Source organism: Enterobacter sp. JBIWA003 (assembly GCF_019968825.1).
Taxonomy (GTDB): domain Bacteria; phylum Pseudomonadota; class Gammaproteobacteria; order Enterobacterales; family Enterobacteriaceae; genus Enterobacter; species Enterobacter quasiroggenkampii.
The window spans coordinates 965696-982953 of record NZ_CP074170.1 but is presented as its reverse complement, the minus strand read 5'-3'; the positions used below and the strand labels follow the sequence as shown (position 1 = coordinate 982953).

The 17258-nt window shown below is 55.4% G+C and carries 17 protein-coding genes; 8 read left to right on the top strand and 9 right to left on the bottom strand.

The annotated features are described in order from the left end of the window. Nucleotides 1-6: 6 nt before the first annotated feature. On the bottom strand, nt 7-573 hold the full coding sequence (gene gmhB, locus KGP25_RS04655) for a D-glycero-beta-D-manno-heptose 1,7-bisphosphate 7-phosphatase (protein WP_045907848.1): 567 nt from the start codon (nt 571-573) through the stop codon (nt 7-9). Between the two features lie 188 nt (nt 574-761). Between gmhB and metN the strand changes: the two genes are divergently transcribed. From metN to proS, 6 genes are all read left to right on the top strand, one after another. Continuing rightward, complete coding sequence (metN, locus tag KGP25_RS04650; protein WP_045907847.1) at nt 762-1793, top strand: methionine ABC transporter ATP-binding protein MetN; 1032 nt, start codon at nt 762-764, stop codon at nt 1791-1793. After that, entirely contained in the window at nt 1786-2439 is a 654-nt protein-coding gene (locus tag KGP25_RS04645; protein ID WP_003856130.1) for a methionine ABC transporter permease MetI, read from the top strand. Before metN ends, KGP25_RS04645 begins: the two co-directional genes overlap by 8 nt. A 40-nt stretch (nt 2440-2479) precedes the next feature. Further along, nucleotides 2480-3295, top strand: a complete 816-nt coding sequence (metQ, locus tag KGP25_RS04640) for a methionine ABC transporter substrate-binding lipoprotein MetQ (protein ID WP_014168729.1) — start codon at nt 2480-2482, stop codon at nt 3293-3295. Between the two features lie 106 nt (nt 3296-3401). Further along, complete coding sequence (gene rcsF / locus KGP25_RS04635) at nt 3402-3806, top strand: Rcs stress response system protein RcsF (RefSeq protein WP_008501883.1); 405 nt, start codon at nt 3402-3404, stop codon at nt 3804-3806. Then, nucleotides 3803-4510 (top strand): tRNA (N6-threonylcarbamoyladenosine(37)-N6)-methyltransferase TrmO, encoded by a 708-nt coding sequence (tsaA, locus tag KGP25_RS04630; RefSeq protein WP_045907846.1) that lies wholly within the window; start codon nt 3803-3805, stop codon nt 4508-4510. Before rcsF ends, tsaA begins: the two co-directional genes overlap by 4 nt. A gap of 112 nt (nt 4511-4622) precedes the next feature. Then, nucleotides 4623-6341, top strand: coding sequence for a proline--tRNA ligase (gene proS / locus KGP25_RS04625; protein ID WP_048028425.1), 1719 nt, complete (start codon nt 4623-4625; stop codon nt 6339-6341). Between the two features lie 47 nt (nt 6342-6388). On the opposite strand, the gene nlpE is transcribed toward proS, so the two are convergent. Genes nlpE through KGP25_RS04610 form a run of 3 tightly spaced genes read right to left on the bottom strand, consistent with a single transcriptional unit; the run spans nt 6389 to nt 8086 of the window. Next, a complete protein-coding gene (nlpE, locus tag KGP25_RS04620; protein WP_048028427.1) occupies nt 6389-7087 on the bottom strand; it encodes an envelope stress response activation lipoprotein NlpE in 699 nt (232 codons plus the stop codon). Nucleotides 7088-7121: 34 nt separating this feature from the next. Next, nucleotides 7122-7544 carry an alternative ribosome rescue aminoacyl-tRNA hydrolase ArfB gene (arfB, locus tag KGP25_RS04615; RefSeq protein ID WP_028018285.1) on the bottom strand — a complete coding sequence of 141 codons (423 nt, stop codon included), beginning with the start codon at nt 7542-7544 and terminating at the stop codon, nt 7122-7124. Further along, nucleotides 7541-8086 (bottom strand): YaeQ family protein, encoded by a 546-nt coding sequence (locus tag KGP25_RS04610; RefSeq protein ID WP_196347003.1) that lies wholly within the window; start codon nt 8084-8086, stop codon nt 7541-7543. The genes arfB and KGP25_RS04610 overlap by 4 nt, the downstream gene beginning before the upstream one ends. A 196-nt stretch (nt 8087-8282) precedes the next feature. Here KGP25_RS04610 and KGP25_RS04605 point away from each other — a divergent pair, with 196 nt between their 5' ends. Together KGP25_RS04605 and rof are read left to right on the top strand one after the other, a co-directional pair. Further along, nucleotides 8283-8483 carry a YaeP family protein gene (locus KGP25_RS04605; protein ID WP_008501889.1) on the top strand — a complete coding sequence of 67 codons (201 nt, stop codon included), beginning with the start codon at nt 8283-8285 and terminating at the stop codon, nt 8481-8483. Continuing rightward, nucleotides 8470-8730: a Rho-binding antiterminator gene (gene rof / locus KGP25_RS04600; RefSeq protein ID WP_024907532.1), complete on the top strand. Its 261-nt coding sequence runs from the start codon at nt 8470-8472 to the stop codon at nt 8728-8730. Before KGP25_RS04605 ends, rof begins: the two co-directional genes overlap by 14 nt. 28 nt (nt 8731-8758) lie before the next feature. On the opposite strand, the gene tilS is transcribed toward rof, so the two are convergent. The 5 genes from tilS to dnaE all read right to left on the bottom strand — a co-directional run bounded on the left by tilS (nt 8759) and on the right by dnaE (nt 17249). After that, nucleotides 8759-10048, bottom strand: a complete 1290-nt coding sequence (tilS, locus tag KGP25_RS04595; RefSeq protein WP_223540040.1) for a tRNA lysidine(34) synthetase TilS — start codon at nt 10046-10048, stop codon at nt 8759-8761. Nucleotides 10049-10106: 58 nt separating this feature from the next. Then, on the bottom strand, nt 10107-10496 hold the full coding sequence (locus tag KGP25_RS04590) for a VOC family protein (protein WP_023293230.1): 390 nt from the start codon (nt 10494-10496) through the stop codon (nt 10107-10109). Nucleotides 10497-10561: 65 nt separating this feature from the next. Continuing rightward, nucleotides 10562-12694, bottom strand: coding sequence for a lysine decarboxylase LdcC (locus KGP25_RS04585; RefSeq protein WP_223540039.1), 2133 nt, complete (start codon nt 12692-12694; stop codon nt 10562-10564). Between the two features lie 100 nt (nt 12695-12794). Continuing rightward, on the bottom strand, nt 12795-13754 hold the full coding sequence (gene accA, locus KGP25_RS04580) for an acetyl-CoA carboxylase carboxyl transferase subunit alpha (RefSeq protein WP_008501895.1): 960 nt from the start codon (nt 13752-13754) through the stop codon (nt 12795-12797). Between the two features lie 12 nt (nt 13755-13766). Further along, entirely contained in the window at nt 13767-17249 is a 3483-nt protein-coding gene (gene dnaE, locus KGP25_RS04575) for a DNA polymerase III subunit alpha (protein WP_223540038.1), read from the bottom strand. Nucleotides 17250-17258 lie beyond the last annotated feature (9 nt).

Sequence of the window (17258 nt, the reverse complement as noted above, 5' to 3'; positions counted from 1 at the left end):
GAAAGGCTATTTTTGGTGCTTTTTAATCTCTTTTGGCAGCTCGGCCAGACTATTAATCACCCAATCCGCCGCATTCTCAGCTTCTGGCGTCACAGGCTTGCCGGTGCGCACTAATATTTTGGTCCCTACACCCGCTGCTGCAGCTGCCTGCATATCTTCCAGTTTATCGCCCACCATATAAGAAGCCGCCATATCAATGTGCAGGAACTCCTGCGCAGAGATGAACATTCCCGGATGCGGCTTACGGCAATCACAGGTCTGACGATATTCTTCTACGGTTCCCTGTGGGTGATGCGGACAATAGTAGATGCCATCGAGATCCACACCGCGGTCGGCCAGTGACCAGTCCATCCATTCCGTCAGCGTCTCAAACTGCGCTTCGGTAAATTTACCGCGTGCAATACCGGACTGGTTCGTCACCACCACCAGCGCATAGCCCATCTCTTTCAGCTGGCGCATGGCATCTATTACGCCCTCGATAAACTCGAACTCATCAATCTCATGGACATAACCGTGATCCACATTAATAGTGCCGTCACGATCGAGGAAAATTGCGGGTACTGATTTTGCCACCGGTTTGCTCCTGAAAAAGGCATGTTCGACTAGTATCTCATGAATCGCAGCGCAATAAAGTGCTCATCGTACAGAGTTGGATTGATTTAGACGTCTGGATGCCTTAACATCCGTTTTGTTTACGGTCATCACCCGTATCTGGCAGAAGAAAATGCCACGGCTAACTTACATACGATAAAAATAATCTAATGATTAAACTTTCCAATATCACCAAAGTGTTCCAGCAGGGGAACCGAACCATTCAGGCGCTGAACAACGTCAGCCTGCATGTTCCTGCTGGTCAAATTTATGGCGTCATTGGCGCATCGGGTGCAGGTAAAAGCACGCTGATCCGTTGTGTTAACCTGCTTGAGCGCCCAACCCAGGGCAGCGTAGAAGTTGGCGGCCAGGAACTTACCGCCCTTTCAGAGAAAGAACTCACCAAAGCGCGTCGTCAGATTGGCATGATTTTCCAGCACTTTAACCTGCTGGCCTCCCGCACCGTGTTCGGCAACGTTGCCTTACCGCTTGAGCTGGATAACACGCCGAAAGAAGAAGTGAAGCGTCGCGTCACCGAGCTGCTCGACCTCGTGGGTCTGGGCGACAAACAGGATAGCTACCCGGCAAATCTGTCCGGTGGGCAAAAACAACGTGTGGCCATTGCCCGCGCGCTGGCAAGCAATCCTAAGGTACTGCTGTGCGATGAAGCCACCAGCGCACTGGATCCGGCAACCACGCGTTCGATTCTGGAACTGCTGAAGGACATTAATCGTCGCCTGGGCCTGACGATCCTCCTTATTACGCACGAGATGGATGTGGTGAAACGCATCTGTGACTGCGTGGCGGTCATCAGCAACGGTGAACTGATCGAGCAGGACACGGTAAGTGAAGTGTTCTCGCATCCGAAAACTCCGCTGGCGCAGCAGTTCATCCAGTCCACGCTGCATCTGGATATTCCGGAAGACTATCTGGAGCGCTTGAAAACCGAACCCGCTGCTGACAGCGTCCCGATGCTGCGCATGGAGTTCACCGGTCAGTCCGTTGATGCCCCCCTGCTTTCCGAAACCGCACGTCGCTTTAACGTGAACAACAACATCATCAGCGCGCAGATGGATTACGCCGGTGGCGTCAAGTTCGGCATCATGCTGACAGAAATGCACGGCACACAAGAAGAAACCCAGGCAGCCATTGCCTGGCTGCAAGAACATCACGTAAAAGTAGAGGTACTGGGTTATGTCTGAGCCAATGATGTGGCTGCTGGTTCGCGGCGTTTGGGAAACGCTGGCAATGACCTTTGTCTCTGGCTTCTTTGGTTTTGTGATTGGCCTGCCGGTCGGCGTGTTGCTGTACGTGACGCGTCCGGGTCAAATCATTGAGAACGCGAAGCTGTACCGTACGCTCTCTGCGCTGGTGAACATCTTCCGTTCTATCCCGTTCATTATTTTACTGGTGTGGATGATTCCGTTTACCCGCGTGATCGTCGGAACGTCTATCGGTCTGCAGGCAGCGATCGTTCCGCTGACCGTTGGCGCTGCGCCGTTTATCGCCCGTATGGTGGAAAACGCCCTGCTGGAAATCCCAACCGGTTTGATCGAAGCTTCCCGTGCGATGGGCGCCACGCCGATGCAGATCGTCCGCAAGGTTCTGCTGCCGGAGGCACTGCCAGGGCTGGTGAATGCGGCAACCATTACGCTTATCACCCTGGTCGGTTATTCGGCGATGGGCGGTGCCGTAGGCGCGGGCGGTTTAGGTCAAATTGGTTACCAGTACGGCTATATTGGATATAACGCGACCGTGATGAATACCGTTCTGGTATTGCTGGTTGTTCTGGTTTACTTAATCCAGTTCTCTGGCGATCGCATCGTCCGGGCTGTTACGCATAAATAACGTTACACACAACACAAACTCTACGAGTTAAGGATAAAACATGGCGTTTAAATTAAAGACCTTCGCAGCAGTAGGCGCGCTGATCGGCTCTCTGGCACTGGTGGGTTGCGGTCAGGACGAAAAGGATCCAAACCACATTAAAGTGGGCGTTATCGTAGGTGCAGAACAGCAGGTTGCGGAAGTTGCTCAGAAAGTGGCAAAAGAGAAGTATGGCCTGGACGTGGAGCTGGTGACCTTCAACGATTACGTTCTGCCGAACGAAGCGCTGAGCAAAGGCGATATCGACGCGAACGCCTTCCAGCATAAGCCATACCTGGACCAGCAGATCAAAGATCGTGGCTATAAACTGGTGGGTGTCGGTAACACCTTCGTTTATCCGATTGCCGGTTACTCTAAGAAAATTAAATCACTGGACGAACTGCAGCCGGGCTCTCAGGTTGCCGTGCCTAACGACCCAACTAACCTTGGTCGTTCCCTGCTGCTGCTGCAGAAAGTGGGCCTGATCAAGCTGAAAGACGGTGTTGGCCTGCTGCCAACCGTTCTGGACGTCACCGAGAACCCGAAAAATCTGAAAATCGTTGAACTGGAAGCACCGCAGCTGCCACGTTCTCTGGACGATGCGCAGATTGCTCTGGCCGTTATCAACACCACGTACGCCAGCCAGATTGGCCTGACGCCAGCCAAAGACGGTATCTTCGTTGAAGATAAAGACTCCCCGTACGTTAACCTGATCGTGACTCGCGAAGACAACAAAGACGCGGAAAACGTGAAGAAATTCGTTCAGGCCTATCAGTCAGACGAAGTTTACCAGGAAGCCAACAAAGTGTTTAACGGCGGCGCGGTTAAAGGCTGGTAATCTCACCTCAGTGTAATATCATCAGGACGGGCTTATGCCCGTCTTGTCATTTGTGCAGTCAACTGATTCAATATCTGACGTTTTGATTATCCATTGAGGAAATATTATGCGTGCTTTACCGATCTGTCTTTTAGCACTCATGCTGAGCGGCTGTTCTATGCTAAGCAGATCTCCCGTTGAACCTGTTCAAAGCACGGCAACCCCGCCAAAGACCGAGCCTGCGAAACCGAAAGTGGTTCGCCCTGCGCCGGTTCGCATTATCACGAAAGCGGACGAACTCGTCGGTAAACCGTTCCGTGAACTGGGCGAAGTGAGCGGCGAATCCTGTCAGGCGACCAATCAGGACTCACCACCAAATATTCCGACTGCGCGTAAACGCATGCAGATTAATGCCGCAAAAATGAAAGCTAACGCGGTCCTGCTGCACAGCTGTGAAGTCACCAGCGGCACGCCGGGCTGCTACCGTCAGGCGGTGTGCATCGGTTCTGCGCTGAATATCACGGCGAAATGAGTGCATTTCAGTTCGAGCAGATAGGCGTTATCCACTCTCCTTATAAAGAGAAGTTCGCCGTCCCCCGCCAGCCCGGTCTTGTCACCAGCGGACGCGGTGAGCTTCACCTGATTGCGCCTTACAATCAGGCCGATGCGGTACGCGGGCTCGAGGCGTTCAGCCATCTGTGGGTGGTGTTCGTGTTTCACCAGACGATGGAAGGCGGCTGGCGTCCTACCGTGCGTCCTCCTCGTCTTGGCGGCAATGCGAGAATGGGGGTGTTTGCGACGCGCTCGACCTTTCGTCCAAACCCGGTTGGCATGTCGCTGGTTGAACTGAAAGGCATACGCTGCCAGAAAGATCAGGTGATACTCGAGTTAGGTAGCCTGGACCTGGTCGACGGCACGCCGGTGATCGACATCAAACCCTATTTGCCCTTCGCCGAAGCCCTTCCGGACGCGCGTGCAAGCTATGCCCAGGACGCACCACCGGCGGATATGCCGGTGTATTTTACCCCTGAGCTCGCCTCGCTGCTCGGTCAACTGGAGAAACGCTATCCTCGCTTACGGGATTTCATCACCGAAGTGCTGGCACAGGACCCACGTCCGGCCTACCGTAAAGAAGAGGAAGCGGGAAAAACGTACGCCGTCTGGCTGCTGGATTTTAACGTTCGCTGGCGCGTCACCGGGGCAGGTTTTGAAGTGTTTGCCCTGGAACCCAGGTAATTTTGTTCTCCTCTCTTTTGGCATCTTTGCCACACTGGTAAACTAAACCACTTTTTTTGTGTCAGGCTGGTGTTTCAGCCTGTTCCAATCGTCGAAATGGAACCGTAACAACATGCGTACTAGCCAATATCTGCTCTCCACTCTGAAGGAGACGCCTGCCGACGCCGAAGTGATCAGCCATCAGCTGATGCTGCGCGCCGGGATGATCCGCAAGCTGGCCTCCGGGTTATACACCTGGCTGCCGACCGGCGTGCGCGTCCTGAAAAAAGTCGAAAACATCGTGCGTGAAGAGATGAACAACGCCGGTGCTATCGAGGTGTCCATGCCTGTGGTTCAGCCCGCTGACCTGTGGCAGGAGAGTGGCCGTTGGGAACAATATGGCCCTGAACTGCTGCGCTTCGTCGATCGCGGCGAGCGTCCGTTTGTTCTCGGCCCAACGCATGAAGAAGTCATTACCGACCTGATTCGTAATGAGCTGAGCTCTTACAAACAGCTGCCGCTGAACTTCTTCCAGATCCAGACCAAGTTCCGTGACGAAGTTCGCCCACGTTTCGGCGTTATGCGCTCTCGCGAATTCCTGATGAAAGATGCCTACTCTTTCCATACCTCTCAGGAATCCCTGCAAGAGACGTACGACGCAATGTACGCGGCATACAGCAAAATCTTCTCCCGCATGGGTCTGGATTTCCGCGCTGTGCAGGCTGATACCGGCTCCATCGGCGGTAGCGCATCCCATGAATTCCAGGTTCTGGCGCAGAGCGGTGAAGACGATGTGATCTTCTCTGACTCCTCTGATTACGCGGCGAACATCGAATTTGCAGAAGCGCTGGCACCAAAAGAACCGCGTGCTGCGGCAACGCAAGAGATGACGCTGGTTGATACGCCAAACGCGAAAACCATTGCCGAGCTGGTTGAGCAGTTCAACCTGCCGATCGAAAAAACCGTTAAGACCCTGCTGGTGAAATCCACCGAAGGGAGCGCTTACCCGCTGGTTGCCCTGCTGGTGCGTGGCGATCACGAGCTGAACGAAGTGAAAGCCGAGAAGCTGCCGCAGGTCGCCAGCCCGCTGACGTTCGCCACGGAAGCGGAAATCCGCGCCGTGGTCAATGCTGGGCCAGGTTCACTGGGTCCGGTGAATATGCCGGTGCCTGTTGTTATTGACCGCACGGTAGCCGCGATGAGCGACTTCTCCGCTGGTGCGAACATCGACGGTAAACACTACTTCGGCATCAATTGGGATCGCGACGTGGCGACGCCGGAAGTGGCTGACATCCGTAACGTGGTCGCAGGCGACCCAAGCCCGGACGGTCAGGGTACCCTGATGATCAAGCGCGGTATCGAAGTGGGTCACATCTTCCAGCTGGGCGATAAATACTCGCGCGCGCTGAACGCCGCCGTTCAGGGTGAAGATGGCCGTAACCAGATCCTGACCATGGGTTGCTACGGTATCGGGGTGACGCGCGTGGTAGCTGCGGCGATTGAGCAGAACTATGACGAGCGCGGCATCGTCTGGCCGGACAACATCGCACCGTTCCAGGTCGCTATTCTGCCAATGAACATGCACAAGTCTTACCGCGTGCAGGAGCTGGCCGAGAAGCTGTATGCCGAGCTGCGTGCGCAGGGTATCGAAGTGCTAATGGATGACCGTAAAGAGCGTCCGGGCGTGATGTTTGCCGATATGGAACTGATCGGTATCCCACACACCGTCGTGATCGGCGACCGTAACCTCGATAGCGACGAGATTGAATACAAATACCGTCGCAGCGGCGAAAAACAGATGATCAAGACCGGCGACATTCTTGATTACCTGGTGAAAGCCATCAAAGGCTAAACAAAAAACCCCGCTCAGGCGGGGTTTTTTAATGGCGCTACGTCAGCTTATTTGCTGTTGCAGTCTTTGCCCGCAATAAATTTCGCGTCTTTGTCCGCCACCAGCGTTTTCACCATCTCTCCGCTATCCGGGTTTGGCTCCAGCGTAAAGTGACCGTCCACCGTCAGCAATATCGGCTTGCTGTCATTGCCGCGCGCCACAGCGTAATCACGCTCAAGCTGGGCATTGTTTGCCACGCTAACCTTCTTGCCGGTTGCGCAGTCGGTAAAGATCGCCGCATCCGCCATATAGAAGTACATCCCGCGCATTGCCATCGGCGTCGCGGGCAGAGCCGCTTTCACCGGTGCCAGAGTGTAGTTGAACTGGGATTCAATAGGATTACCTTCTCGGTCGAGCATCTCCATGCTGTCACCTTTAGGGCGGAACCAGGTTTTCTCGCCGGAGGTATCGGTGAGGACAAGTTTCTCCGCCGTACGCGCCCATGTTCCATAAGTCGCAAAAGAAGAAGGCTCTTTCCCGCCCTGATAGCGCTGATTCATCACCCAGGTGCCGTCTTTTTGCAGGAACAGGGACGTTTCAATGCCTTCACAGTCCGCGCAAGGCAATACGCCGCGCCAGCTCTGCTGCATTGGTTTTAATTCTTCCGTTTGCGTGGGTTGCAAAACCTGCGTTTCTGAACGGTTGTTACACCCGAAAAGCGCAAACAGCGTACTCACTGCCAGCGCTGACCATAATGCTTTTTTCACAATGAATTCCTTATGAAATTTGTGTTCCCTTTCGTCACTCTGTCGGGCGACGAACTTTACCGCGTAATGCTTTCACTGTGGATTTTTGGGCCTTCGAGGACAGCCGACGCTCTTTCGATGCGCGGGTTGGCCGCGTTGCCCGGCGGCTTTTTTGTACTGCCGTTAATTCTTTGATGACCGCCACCAGCCTGGCGATGGCCGCTTCCCGGTTGAGCTCCTGGCTGCGGTATTCCTGGGCTTTGATCACCATCACGCCATCGCTGGTGATGAGGTGATGGCTGGCAGCAAGCAGACTTTCTTTATAATACTCTGGCAGGCTTGAGGCCCGAATGTCAAAACGCAAATGGATAGCCGTTGAGGCCTTGTTGACGTGCTGCCCACCGGCCCCCTGAGCACGGATGGCGGTGATCTCCAGCTCGTTGTCCGGAATGCTGACGTTTCGGGACAAGACGATCATGAGGCCGGTTGCCACGCCGTTAAATGAATTTCCAGATTATTCTGAGAATCAGAAAGCCAGATTGCACCGTCCTGAATCGTCGCCTGCAACACCATGGTCCGGCTGGCAAAGTCGCTCAGCTGCGCCAGTTGCTCATCATCCAGATACCAGACGGTGAGATTTTTAAACTGTCCGCACTTGCTCTTGTTTTGCTGCCACCAAATCTCTGCAGCACGCTGATTATACGCGAATAAGGCCACTTCAGCGGACTGGGTGCAGGCCTTCTTCATTCTGCGCTCGTCCGGCAGTCCGAGTTCGATCCACAAATCGATACCCAGATGATCGTTGCGCAGCCAGGCTTCAGGCTCGTCTTCTGCGCTTAACCCACGGGTAAACTGCAGACGCTCGTCAGCGTATTTAATCCACGCCAGCAGGCGCAGCATCATGCGCTCCTGGGTTTCGGAGGGGTGGCGTGCCAGCGTCAGCGAGGCGTCCAGGAACTGGTTGCGATCAAGATCGGCCACATTGACCACTGCTTTATAGATTGTCGCTTTCAGCGCCATGAGAGAACTCCATTCGAATCAGGCGCACATTGTAGCGAAAACCGCGGCAAAAGGCTGTTACGGGGTAATAAATACACCGCTATCAAGGCGCTGATATTGCTTAAATGAGTATGGTATAGTCACCTTGCTAAACCGAGTTTATCTTCGTAGGCTTAATGATATCTCACAGTAAGTCAGTGCGCTGGCGGGAGGGGATGTGAATAATTATTGTGAGTTAATTCGCAAACGGTATGCGGAAATCGCCAGCGGAGATCTGGGGTATGTCCCGGACGCGTTGGGCTGTGTATTGAAAGTGCTTAATGAAGTGGCCTCTGATGAGAGCCTTTCAGAGTCGGTCAGGGAAAAAGCAGCGTATGCTGCGGCGAATTTACTGGTGAGCGATTATGTCGATGAATGATACTTATCAACCCATCAATTGTGATGACTATGACAACCTCGAACTCGCCTGCCAGCATCATTTATTACTGACGCTGGAGCTAAAAGATGGCGAAGTGTTGAAGGCGAAAGCCAACGATCTGGTTTCACGTAAGAACGTGGAATACCTGATAGTGGAAGATGCCGGTGCGACGCGTGAGCTGCGTCTGGATAAAATAGCCAGCTTCAGCCACCCGCAAATCGGCACCGTCGTGGTGAGCGAATCCTGATGACACTAACGGGCAGCCAGGCTGCCCGTTACGCTTTCTGCCAATCAAACCTGACCCCGTCTTCCGCCCATCCCGCTTCCGTGATGAAAACCCCTGCCGCAGCAATCAACGTTTCACCATAGAACAGCAGCGGCGTGGTGTCGCGCAGCCACGGTGGCACATTGCACTCCTGCCAGATTTTCTTCAGCTTGCGGCCCCCGTTGCGCCCGACAATATGCAGCATGCCGCCAGCCTTAAAGCGTACCGTTACCGGTTCACCGGGCTTCGGCGGCCGCACATGACCAGACGGTATGAGGGAGATACGTCCAGCCTCAGCGGGCAATATCAGCGGAAGCTCAGGAGAAAGCCAGTCGAGCACCACATCCGTCAGGCAGGGCGTTGATTTTACCCACCAGAGTTCCCCTTTATAGCGTCTTACGTCAAAACCGTTCAGATGGACGCGCGGGGAAGCATCATCCCGCGCGAGGGCAACCTCGTCCCAGATACGGCTCAGCATCGCCCTAGACGGCATCGCAGCGTGATGAGAGGCCAGCCAGCGTCGTAGCAGCGCGGCGCGACGTACCGGGCTCATCGCTGTCAGCGGTGCAATGGCCAGCGCCCCGTCTTTAGAAATCAGTTCAGCCAGCTCGTCACTCAATAGCTCGTCCAGCAGCGTTTCCTGTTCGGCGCACAGCATAGCGCTTCTTGCCGTCGCGTCGGCAAAATGCGGCCAGCGCTCGCTCAATAGCGGGAGGACGCGCAGACGCAGAAAGTTACGATCATAGCCGTCATCCTGGTTACTCTCATCTTCAATCCAGCTCAGCTGATGTTCTCGCGCCCAGGCTTCAAGCGAGGCGCGCGTCTCGCCAAGCAGCGGACGCAGTAACGTTGTGCCGGCAAATACCGAACGCGCCGGCATGGCAGAAAGCCCCGCTGGTCCGCTTCCCCGCTTAAGCGCCAGCAGAAAGGTTTCACACTGATCGTCCAGATGCTGGGCCGTAACCAGCGCTTCTCCAGCACGTAATGCCCCGGCAAAGGCGGCATAGCGGGCTTTACGCGCCTGCGCCTCGATGCCCAACCCTTCCTCTACCAGCGTGACGCGCTCGACGAGGAGCGGGATCGCCCATGCCGCACACAAGGCTTCGCAGTGCGCCACCCACTTCTCTGCGTGAGGACTTAATCCGTGATGAATATGTATCGCCCGCAGCTGGACGTCAGGCTCCTGGTCGCGCCAGCACTTAAGACGATGAAGCAGAACGGTGGAATCCAGGCCACCGCTAAACCCCACCAGCAGCTGGCGGTACGGTGAAACGGCGTGTGCGATAGCGGGTAAGGTCATAGGGAATTACACATAAAAAATGCCCGAACTGAGCGGGCATTATCACACAGGACGAAGATTACTGCTGATAAAGCTCCAGCGGCAGGCCGTCCGGGTCGTTGAAAAAGGTAAAGCGCTTGTCGGTGAACGGATCGACGCGGATCGCTTCACACGTCACGCCGTGCGCTTCCAGATGTTTTACTGCGCTATCCAGATCATCGACGCTGAAGGCGAGATGGCGCAGGCCGCAGGCTTCCGGACGGGACGGACGCGCAGGCGGAAAAGGAAAAGAGAACAGTTCAATCACATACTGCCCGTTTAACGCCAGATCGCCCTTCCAGGAGTCGCGCTCCTCGCGGTACGCCTCGCTCAACAGCGTAAAGCCGAGAATGTCGCAGTAGAAGGCCTTACTCTTCGCGTAATCGGTCGCAATGATCGCAATATGATGAACCTGTTTTAAACCCAGCATAGCTTCTCCTTTTTATGATGCCTGAACGTTACAACCGAAAACCCGCACCATGCAAGCGGTCGCCCTTATTTTAGGACTCGCACCCAGTAAACGCCGTTTTCGTCGCGCTTCGCACCGTGGATATCCGTCTCAAAACCGGGGTAGTGACGCCCTACCGAACAGAGCATCAGCAGGAAATCGAGCACCGCCCGACTCTCCTCGGTAATCATCTCTCCTGGCATCAGGAGCGGTACGCCCGGCGGGTAAGGCAGGATCATGTTGGCCGATACGCGTCCAACCAGATTTTCCAGTTCGACGGTTTCGACCTCCCCCCTCACCTGGCGCTGCCACGCCTTGTGCGGGGTAAACTTCATCTCCGGCAACACATCAAACGCCTGAAGCATCAGACGCGGCAGATCGTGCTGACGGATCAGCCTGTGGATCCCCTGGGCCAGATCCTGAATGCGCATATTGCGGTAGAAGTCAGGATCCTCCGCATAGAGATCCGGCAGCATGTTCTTCACCCGCAGGTTGAGATCGTAGGCGCGCTTGAACTCCATCAGCCCGCGCAGCAACCCCATCGCCCGGGTTTTATCGATCCCGATACTGAACAGGAACAGCAAATTATAGGGCCCGGTCTTCTCCACCACCACGCCGCGTTCATCAAGGAATTTCGCCACCAGCGCGGCCGGGATCCCTTCCTCGCTCATCTTGCCCTGCTCATCCATGCCTGGCGTCAGGATCGTCACTTTTACCGGGTCGAGGAACATATGGTCGCAATCGGCATCCCGGAAACCATGCCAGTCTTCGCCGGGCGAGACGGGCCAGCACTCCGCCTCATCAATCTCTTCCGGCTGCCAGATATCAAAGAACCAGCCGTCGGCTTCCTCTTTCAGCCGCTGAACCTCTTTGCGGAAATGCAGCGCGCGCTCCACCGAACGGTTGATGAGACGTTTGCCCGGATTGCCGCGCAGCATCGCCGCGGCCGTTTCGATAGACGCCACCAGCGGATAGCTCGGTGAGGTGGTGGTATGCATCATAAAGGCTTCGTTAAAGGTCTCTTCGTCGTACTCGCCTTTGATATGAATAAGCGAAGCCTGGGAAAACGCCGCCAGCATTTTGTGCGTCGACTGCGTTTCGAAGAACACTTTACCCGGCACGCGCTCACCGCTCATGCCGCTCTTACCCGCGTAAATCGGGTGGAAATTGGTGTACGGTACCCACGCGGAATCGAAGTGGATCGACGGCACGTCCAGCGTCTTTTTGATCCAGTTCGTGTTGTACAGCAGACCGTCATAGGTCGAGTTGGTGATCACCGCATGGACAGGCCAGCTAGCGCCAGGCACTGCAGCGACCTTGCTTTCAATCGCTTCATGCGTGAACTCCCGGCGCGGAATACCACCAAGAATACCGAGCGCGTTACGCGTGGGTGACAGCCAGAGCGGTACGACGTCGCTCATCATCAGCAGGTGCGCCAGCGACTTATGGCAGTTACGGTCAATCAGCAGGGTGCTGCCCGCAGGCGCAGCGTACATTCCGACGATTTTGTTCGAGGTCGAGGTGCCGTTGGTCACCATATAGCTCTGCTCGGCCCCAAAGGTGCGGGCGATATACTCTTCAGCTTCCAGATGCGGGCCGGTATGATCCAGCAACGAGCCTAGTTCGGTGACTGAAATGGACACGTCCGCTTTCAGCGTATTGCCACCAAAGAAATCATAGAACAGGCAGCCCACCGGGCTTTTTTGGTAGGCCGTCCCCGCCATATGGCCCGGCGTACAGAAGGTATATTTCCCCTCTTTCACGTAGGTGAAGAGCGCCCGGGTAAACGGTGGCGTAATGTTATCGAGATATTCATTCGTGTATTGCTGAATGCGGGTCGCAATGTCTTCCGCCACGCCGAGTGAATATTCAAAGAACCACAGCGCCATACGCATATCATTGGCGCTGACGTCCATGGTTGAGTGGGTATTGATAAAGGCGTACAGCGGGAGATATTCGTTCAACTTGTTGATATCGCTGCACAGTTCGAGGTCATATTCATCCCAGTCGAAGATCACGCCGCAGATACGCGGGTTATGCTCGATGAACTTCAGCAGATCGGCGCTGTTGTGCGGCCAGATTAGCTGATACCCGCGCGACTGCAGGGCTTGCTCCAGCTCCTTAATCGGCTCATCTTTATAAAAGACGCCGTGTGGCCCCATAACGGCAATGATATTCATGGGCTTCCTCCTTAAAAAACATTAGCTAAGCATAGTCCGGCTAAACCGCAGGTATAAAAAAAGCCGCAACATTGTGCGGCTTTTCAGATAATTGTGAAGCTTACGCGTAGCCGTAAGTCATCAGACGCTGGTAACGGCGGTTGAGCAGATCTTCTTTGCTCAGCACGTCCAGGTCTGCCAGATCGGCCAGCAGCTGCGCTTTCAGGGACGCGGCCATCACTTCCGGCTTACGATGTGCACCACCCAGCGGTTCCGGGATGATGGAATCGATCAGCTTAAGCTCTTTCAGACGTGGCGCAATGATGCCCATCGCTTCGGCAGCCAGAGGTGCTTTGTCGGCACTTTTCCACAGAATGGATGCACAGCCTTCCGGGGAGATAACGGAATAGGTGCTGTACTGCAGCATATTCACTTTATCACCCACGCCAATCGCCAGCGCGCCACCGGAACCCCCTTCACCGATAACGGTACAGATGACCGGCACCTTCAGACGAGACATCTCGCGCAGGTTGCGCGCGATGGCTTCAGACTGACCGCGCTCTTCCGCGCCCACGCCAGGGTAGGCACCCGGCGTGTCGATGAAGGTGATGATAGGCATATTAAAACGCTCAGCCATCTCCATCAGACGCAGGGCTTTACGGTAGCCTTCTGGGGCTGGCATACCGAAGTTACGACGGATTTTCTCTTTGGTTTCACGACCTTTCTGATGACCAATGATCATCACCGGGCGTCCGTCCAGACGCGCGATACCACCTACGATAGCTTTGTCGTCAGCGTATGCGCGATCGCCTGCCAGTTCGTCAAATTCGTCAAACGCCAGGCGGACATAATCCAGGGTGTACGGACGCTGTGGATGGCGAGCCAGCTGGGCCACCTGCCATGCGCCGAGATCGGCAAAGATTTTGCGCGTCAGCTCTACGCTTTTCTCGCGCAGACGATGCACTTCTTCGTCGATGTTAATATCCAGTTTTTCATCCTGACGGCTTACCGCTGTCAGAGAATCGATTTTCGCTTCCAGCTCAGCAATCGGCTGTTCGAAATCAAGGAAATTCAGACTCATAGTATTCCTGTATTAGTCAAACTCCAGTTCCACCTGCTCCGAACCAATGAGGCCACGGAGATCGTTCAGTAAACGATCGCTCGGAGAGACACGCCACGTTGCACCAAAGCGCAACCGCGCACGTGCATCCGCCCTCTGATAGTAGAGATGTACTGGAATTGTCCCCGAGCGGTGGGGTTCCAGAGACTGACGGAGTCGGTTTAAAAGCTGGTCATCAATTTGCCTGTCCGTCAGCGAGATAGCAAGCCCGCGAGCATATTTTTCCCGGGCTTCGTCAATGTCCATCACTTCGCGGGCGGTCATTTTAAGCCCCCCACTGAAGTCATCAAAGCTGACCTGTCCGCTGACGATAAGTATGCAGTCTTTTTCCAGCAATTGCTGGTATTTATCCAGCGCGTCGGTGAACAGCATCACCTCCAGACGCCCGGAACGGTCATCCAACGTACAGATGCCGATACGATTGCCGCGCTTGGTGACCATAACCCTTGCAGCAATCACGAGCCCCGCAGCCGTGGTAATTTTACCACGTTCTGTCGGATGCATGTCTTTTAGCCTGTGGCCGCCGACATAGCGCTCAATTTCTTTAATGTACTGGTTGATCGGGTGACCCGTCAGGTACAAGCCTAACGTTTCACGCTCGCCGTCCAGCACCACCTGTTCTGGCCACGGCTGGCAGTTGGAATACGACTGTTCAATCTGCTCCGGCTCTTCAGCCAGCACCCCGAACATATCCGCCTGGCCAATCGCTTCCGCTTTCGCGTGCTGATCCGCCGCTTTCAGGGCGTCGCCCAGCGAGTTCATTAGCGCGGCGCGATGCGGCCCCAGCCTGTCGAACGCGCCGGACATGATCAGTTTTTCCAGCACGCGACGGTTCAGTTTTTTGGTATCGGTACGGGCGCAAAGATCGAACAGCTCGCGGAAATAGCCGCCGTTGTTGCGCGCTTCGATGATCGCCTCGATCGGCCCCTCACCTACGCCCTTGATCGCGCCAATCCCGTAAACGATCTCCCCGTCGTCATTGACGTGGAAATGATAAAGACCCGAGTTGATATCCGGCGGCAGGATCTTCAGCCCCATGCGCCAGCACTCATCCACCAGCCCTACCACCTTCTCGGTGTTGTCCATATCTGCGGTCATTACCGCAGCCATAAACTCAGCAGGATAGTGTGCCTTCAGCCACAGCGTTTGATACGACACCAAAGCATAGGCGGCGGAGTGAGATTTGTTAAATCCGTACCCGGCGAATTTCTCCACCAGGTCGAAGATTTTCATCGCCAGTTCGCCGTCAACGCCGTTTTTCTTCGCACCGTCTTCAAAGATGGAGCGCTGCTTGGCCATCTCTTCCGGCTTTTTCTTACCCATCGCACGACGCAGCATGTCCGCGCCGCCGAGGGTATAGCCGGAAAGCACCTGGGCGATCTGCATCACCTGTTCCTGGTACAGGATGATGCCGTAGGTGGGCTCCAGCACCGGCTTCAGGCTTTCGTGCTGCCACTGAACGTCCGGGTAGGAAATCTCTTCGCGCCCGTGCTTACGGTCGATAAAGTTATCTACCATCCCTGACTGCAGCGGGCCCGGACGGAACAGGGCAACCAGTGCGATCATATCTTCGAAGCAGTCGGGCTGCAGACGCTTAATCAGATCTTTCATGCCGCGGGATTCAAGCTGGAAGACGGCGGTGGTCTCCGAGCGCTGCAGCATGTCGAAGCTTTTCTTGTCATCCAGCGGGATGGCCGCGATATCCAGCGGCGGCTCGCCGTTCTTCTCGCGGCGGGCGTTGATCATCTCCAGCGCCCAGTTAATGATGGTCAACGTACGCAGACCAAGGAAGTCGAACTTCACCAGCCCGGCGTATTCTACGTCGTTCTTGTCAAACTGGGTAACCGGGTGTTGGCCCGCTTCATCGCAGTAAAGCGGTGCAAAATCCGTAATTTTAGTCGGGGCGATAACCACGCCCCCTGCATGCTTACCGGCGTTTCGCGTGACGCCTTCCAGCTTGCGCGCCATGTCGATCAGCGCTTTGACCTCTTCGTCCGCTTCGTAGATTTCCGGCAGCTGCGGTTCAGTCTCAAAGGCTTTTGCCAGCGTCATGCCCGGATCGGGCGGCACCAGTTTAGAGATGCGATCGACAAACCCGTACGGGTGGCCCAGCACGCGGCCCACGTCACGGATAACCGCTTTCGCCGCCATCGTACCGAAGGTAATGATCTGCGATACCGCGTCACGGCCGTACATATCGGCCACGTGCTCGATCACCTGATCGCGTTTCTCCATGCAGAAGTCGACGTCGAAGTCGGGCATCGAGACACGTTCCGGGTTGAGGAAACGTTCGAACAGCAGGTCGAATTCCAGCGGATCGAGGTCGGTGATTTTCAGCGCATACGCCACCAGCGAACCTGCACCGGAGCCACGCCCCGGTCCGACCGGCACGCCGTTATCCTTCGACCACTGGATAAACTCCATAACGATCAGGAAGTAGCCCGGGAAGCCCATCTGGTTGATCACCTGGAGTTCAATGTCCAGGCGTTCGTCATATTCAGGGCGACGCTTTTTACGCTCTTCTTCATCCGGGAACAGGAATTCCAGACGCTCTTCCAGACCTTCTTTTGATTTCGCGACCAGGAAATCTTCCGTGGTCATGTCTCCCGTCGGGAACTGCGGCAGGAAGTATTCGCCGAGGCGGACGGTGACGTTGCAGCGCTTGGCAATCTCTACGCTGTTTTCCAGCGCTTCGGGGATATCGGAGAAGAGCTCACACATCTCCTCTTCGCTGCGCATGTACTGTTGTGCAGAGTAATTACGCGGTCGCTTCGGATCGTCGAGGGTGAAACCATCGTGGATCGCCACGCGAATCTCATGCGCGTCGAAATCACCCGCCTCAAGGAACCGCACGTCGTTGGTGGCCACCACGGGCAACCCGCGCTCTTCTGCGAGCGCCACCGCGGCATGAAGATAGCTCTCTTCATCCTGACGACCGGTACGGATCAACTCCAGGTAATAGCGATTCGGGAAATATTCTTCATAGAACGAGACGCATTGATCCACCAGCGCACTATTGCCGCGCAGCAGACATTTGCCGACGTCACCCATACGGCCACCCGAGATCAGCAGTAGCCCTTCGTTCAGCTCGGCCAGCCAGTCACGGTCGATCCACGGCCCCAGCGCACCATAGCCGCGCTGATAGGCTTTTGAGATAAGCAGGGTGAGGTTTTGATAACCCGTGTTGTTCATCGCCAGCACGGAAATTTGCGTCATTTCATCGCCGATGAGATCGCTCTGCACATGAAAATCTGCACCGACGATGGGCTTCATCCCCGCGCCGTGCGCCGTTCCGTAGAACTTCACCAGGCCACACAGGTTGGTAAAATCGGTGATCGCCAGCGCGGGCATGCCAAGGGAGGCCGCCTTTTTTACCAGCGGCCCGGTCTTCGCCAGCCCATCGATCATGGAGTAGTCGCTATGCACCCGCAGGTGTACGAAACGTGGTTCAGCCATCTTCAGATT

What these genes read in the sequence shown, in the direction of transcription:
- arfB (WP_028018285.1), bottom strand. Translation starts at nt 7,544, where the DNA reads ATGATCGTCTTGTCCCGAAACGTCAGCATTCCGGACAACGAGCTGGAG.
- KGP25_RS04585 (WP_223540039.1), bottom strand. Translation starts at nt 12,694, where the DNA reads ATGAATATCATTGCCGTTATGGGGCCACACGGCGTCTTTTATAAAGAT.
- accA (WP_008501895.1), bottom strand. Translation starts at nt 13,754, where the DNA reads ATGAGTCTGAATTTCCTTGATTTCGAACAGCCGATTGCTGAGCTGGAA.
- KGP25_RS04610 (WP_196347003.1), bottom strand. Translation starts at nt 8,086, where the DNA reads ATGGCGCTGAAAGCGACAATCTATAAAGCAGTGGTCAATGTGGCCGAT.
- rcsF (WP_008501883.1), top strand. Translation starts at nt 3,402, where the DNA reads ATGCGTGCTTTACCGATCTGTCTTTTAGCACTCATGCTGAGCGGCTGT.
- rof (WP_024907532.1), top strand. Translation starts at nt 8,470, where the DNA reads ATGTCGATGAATGATACTTATCAACCCATCAATTGTGATGACTATGAC.
- proS (WP_048028425.1), top strand. Translation starts at nt 4,623, where the DNA reads ATGCGTACTAGCCAATATCTGCTCTCCACTCTGAAGGAGACGCCTGCC.
- metQ (WP_014168729.1), top strand. Translation starts at nt 2,480, where the DNA reads ATGGCGTTTAAATTAAAGACCTTCGCAGCAGTAGGCGCGCTGATCGGC.
- KGP25_RS04590 (WP_023293230.1), bottom strand. Translation starts at nt 10,496, where the DNA reads ATGCTGGGTTTAAAACAGGTTCATCATATTGCGATCATTGCGACCGAT.
- KGP25_RS04645 (WP_003856130.1), top strand. Translation starts at nt 1,786, where the DNA reads ATGTCTGAGCCAATGATGTGGCTGCTGGTTCGCGGCGTTTGGGAAACG.
- dnaE (WP_223540038.1), bottom strand. Translation starts at nt 17,249, where the DNA reads ATGGCTGAACCACGTTTCGTACACCTGCGGGTGCATAGCGACTACTCC.
- tsaA (WP_045907846.1), top strand. Translation starts at nt 3,803, where the DNA reads ATGAGTGCATTTCAGTTCGAGCAGATAGGCGTTATCCACTCTCCTTAT.
- metN (WP_045907847.1), top strand. Translation starts at nt 762, where the DNA reads ATGATTAAACTTTCCAATATCACCAAAGTGTTCCAGCAGGGGAACCGA.
- tilS (WP_223540040.1), bottom strand. Translation starts at nt 10,048, where the DNA reads ATGACCTTACCCGCTATCGCACACGCCGTTTCACCGTACCGCCAGCTG.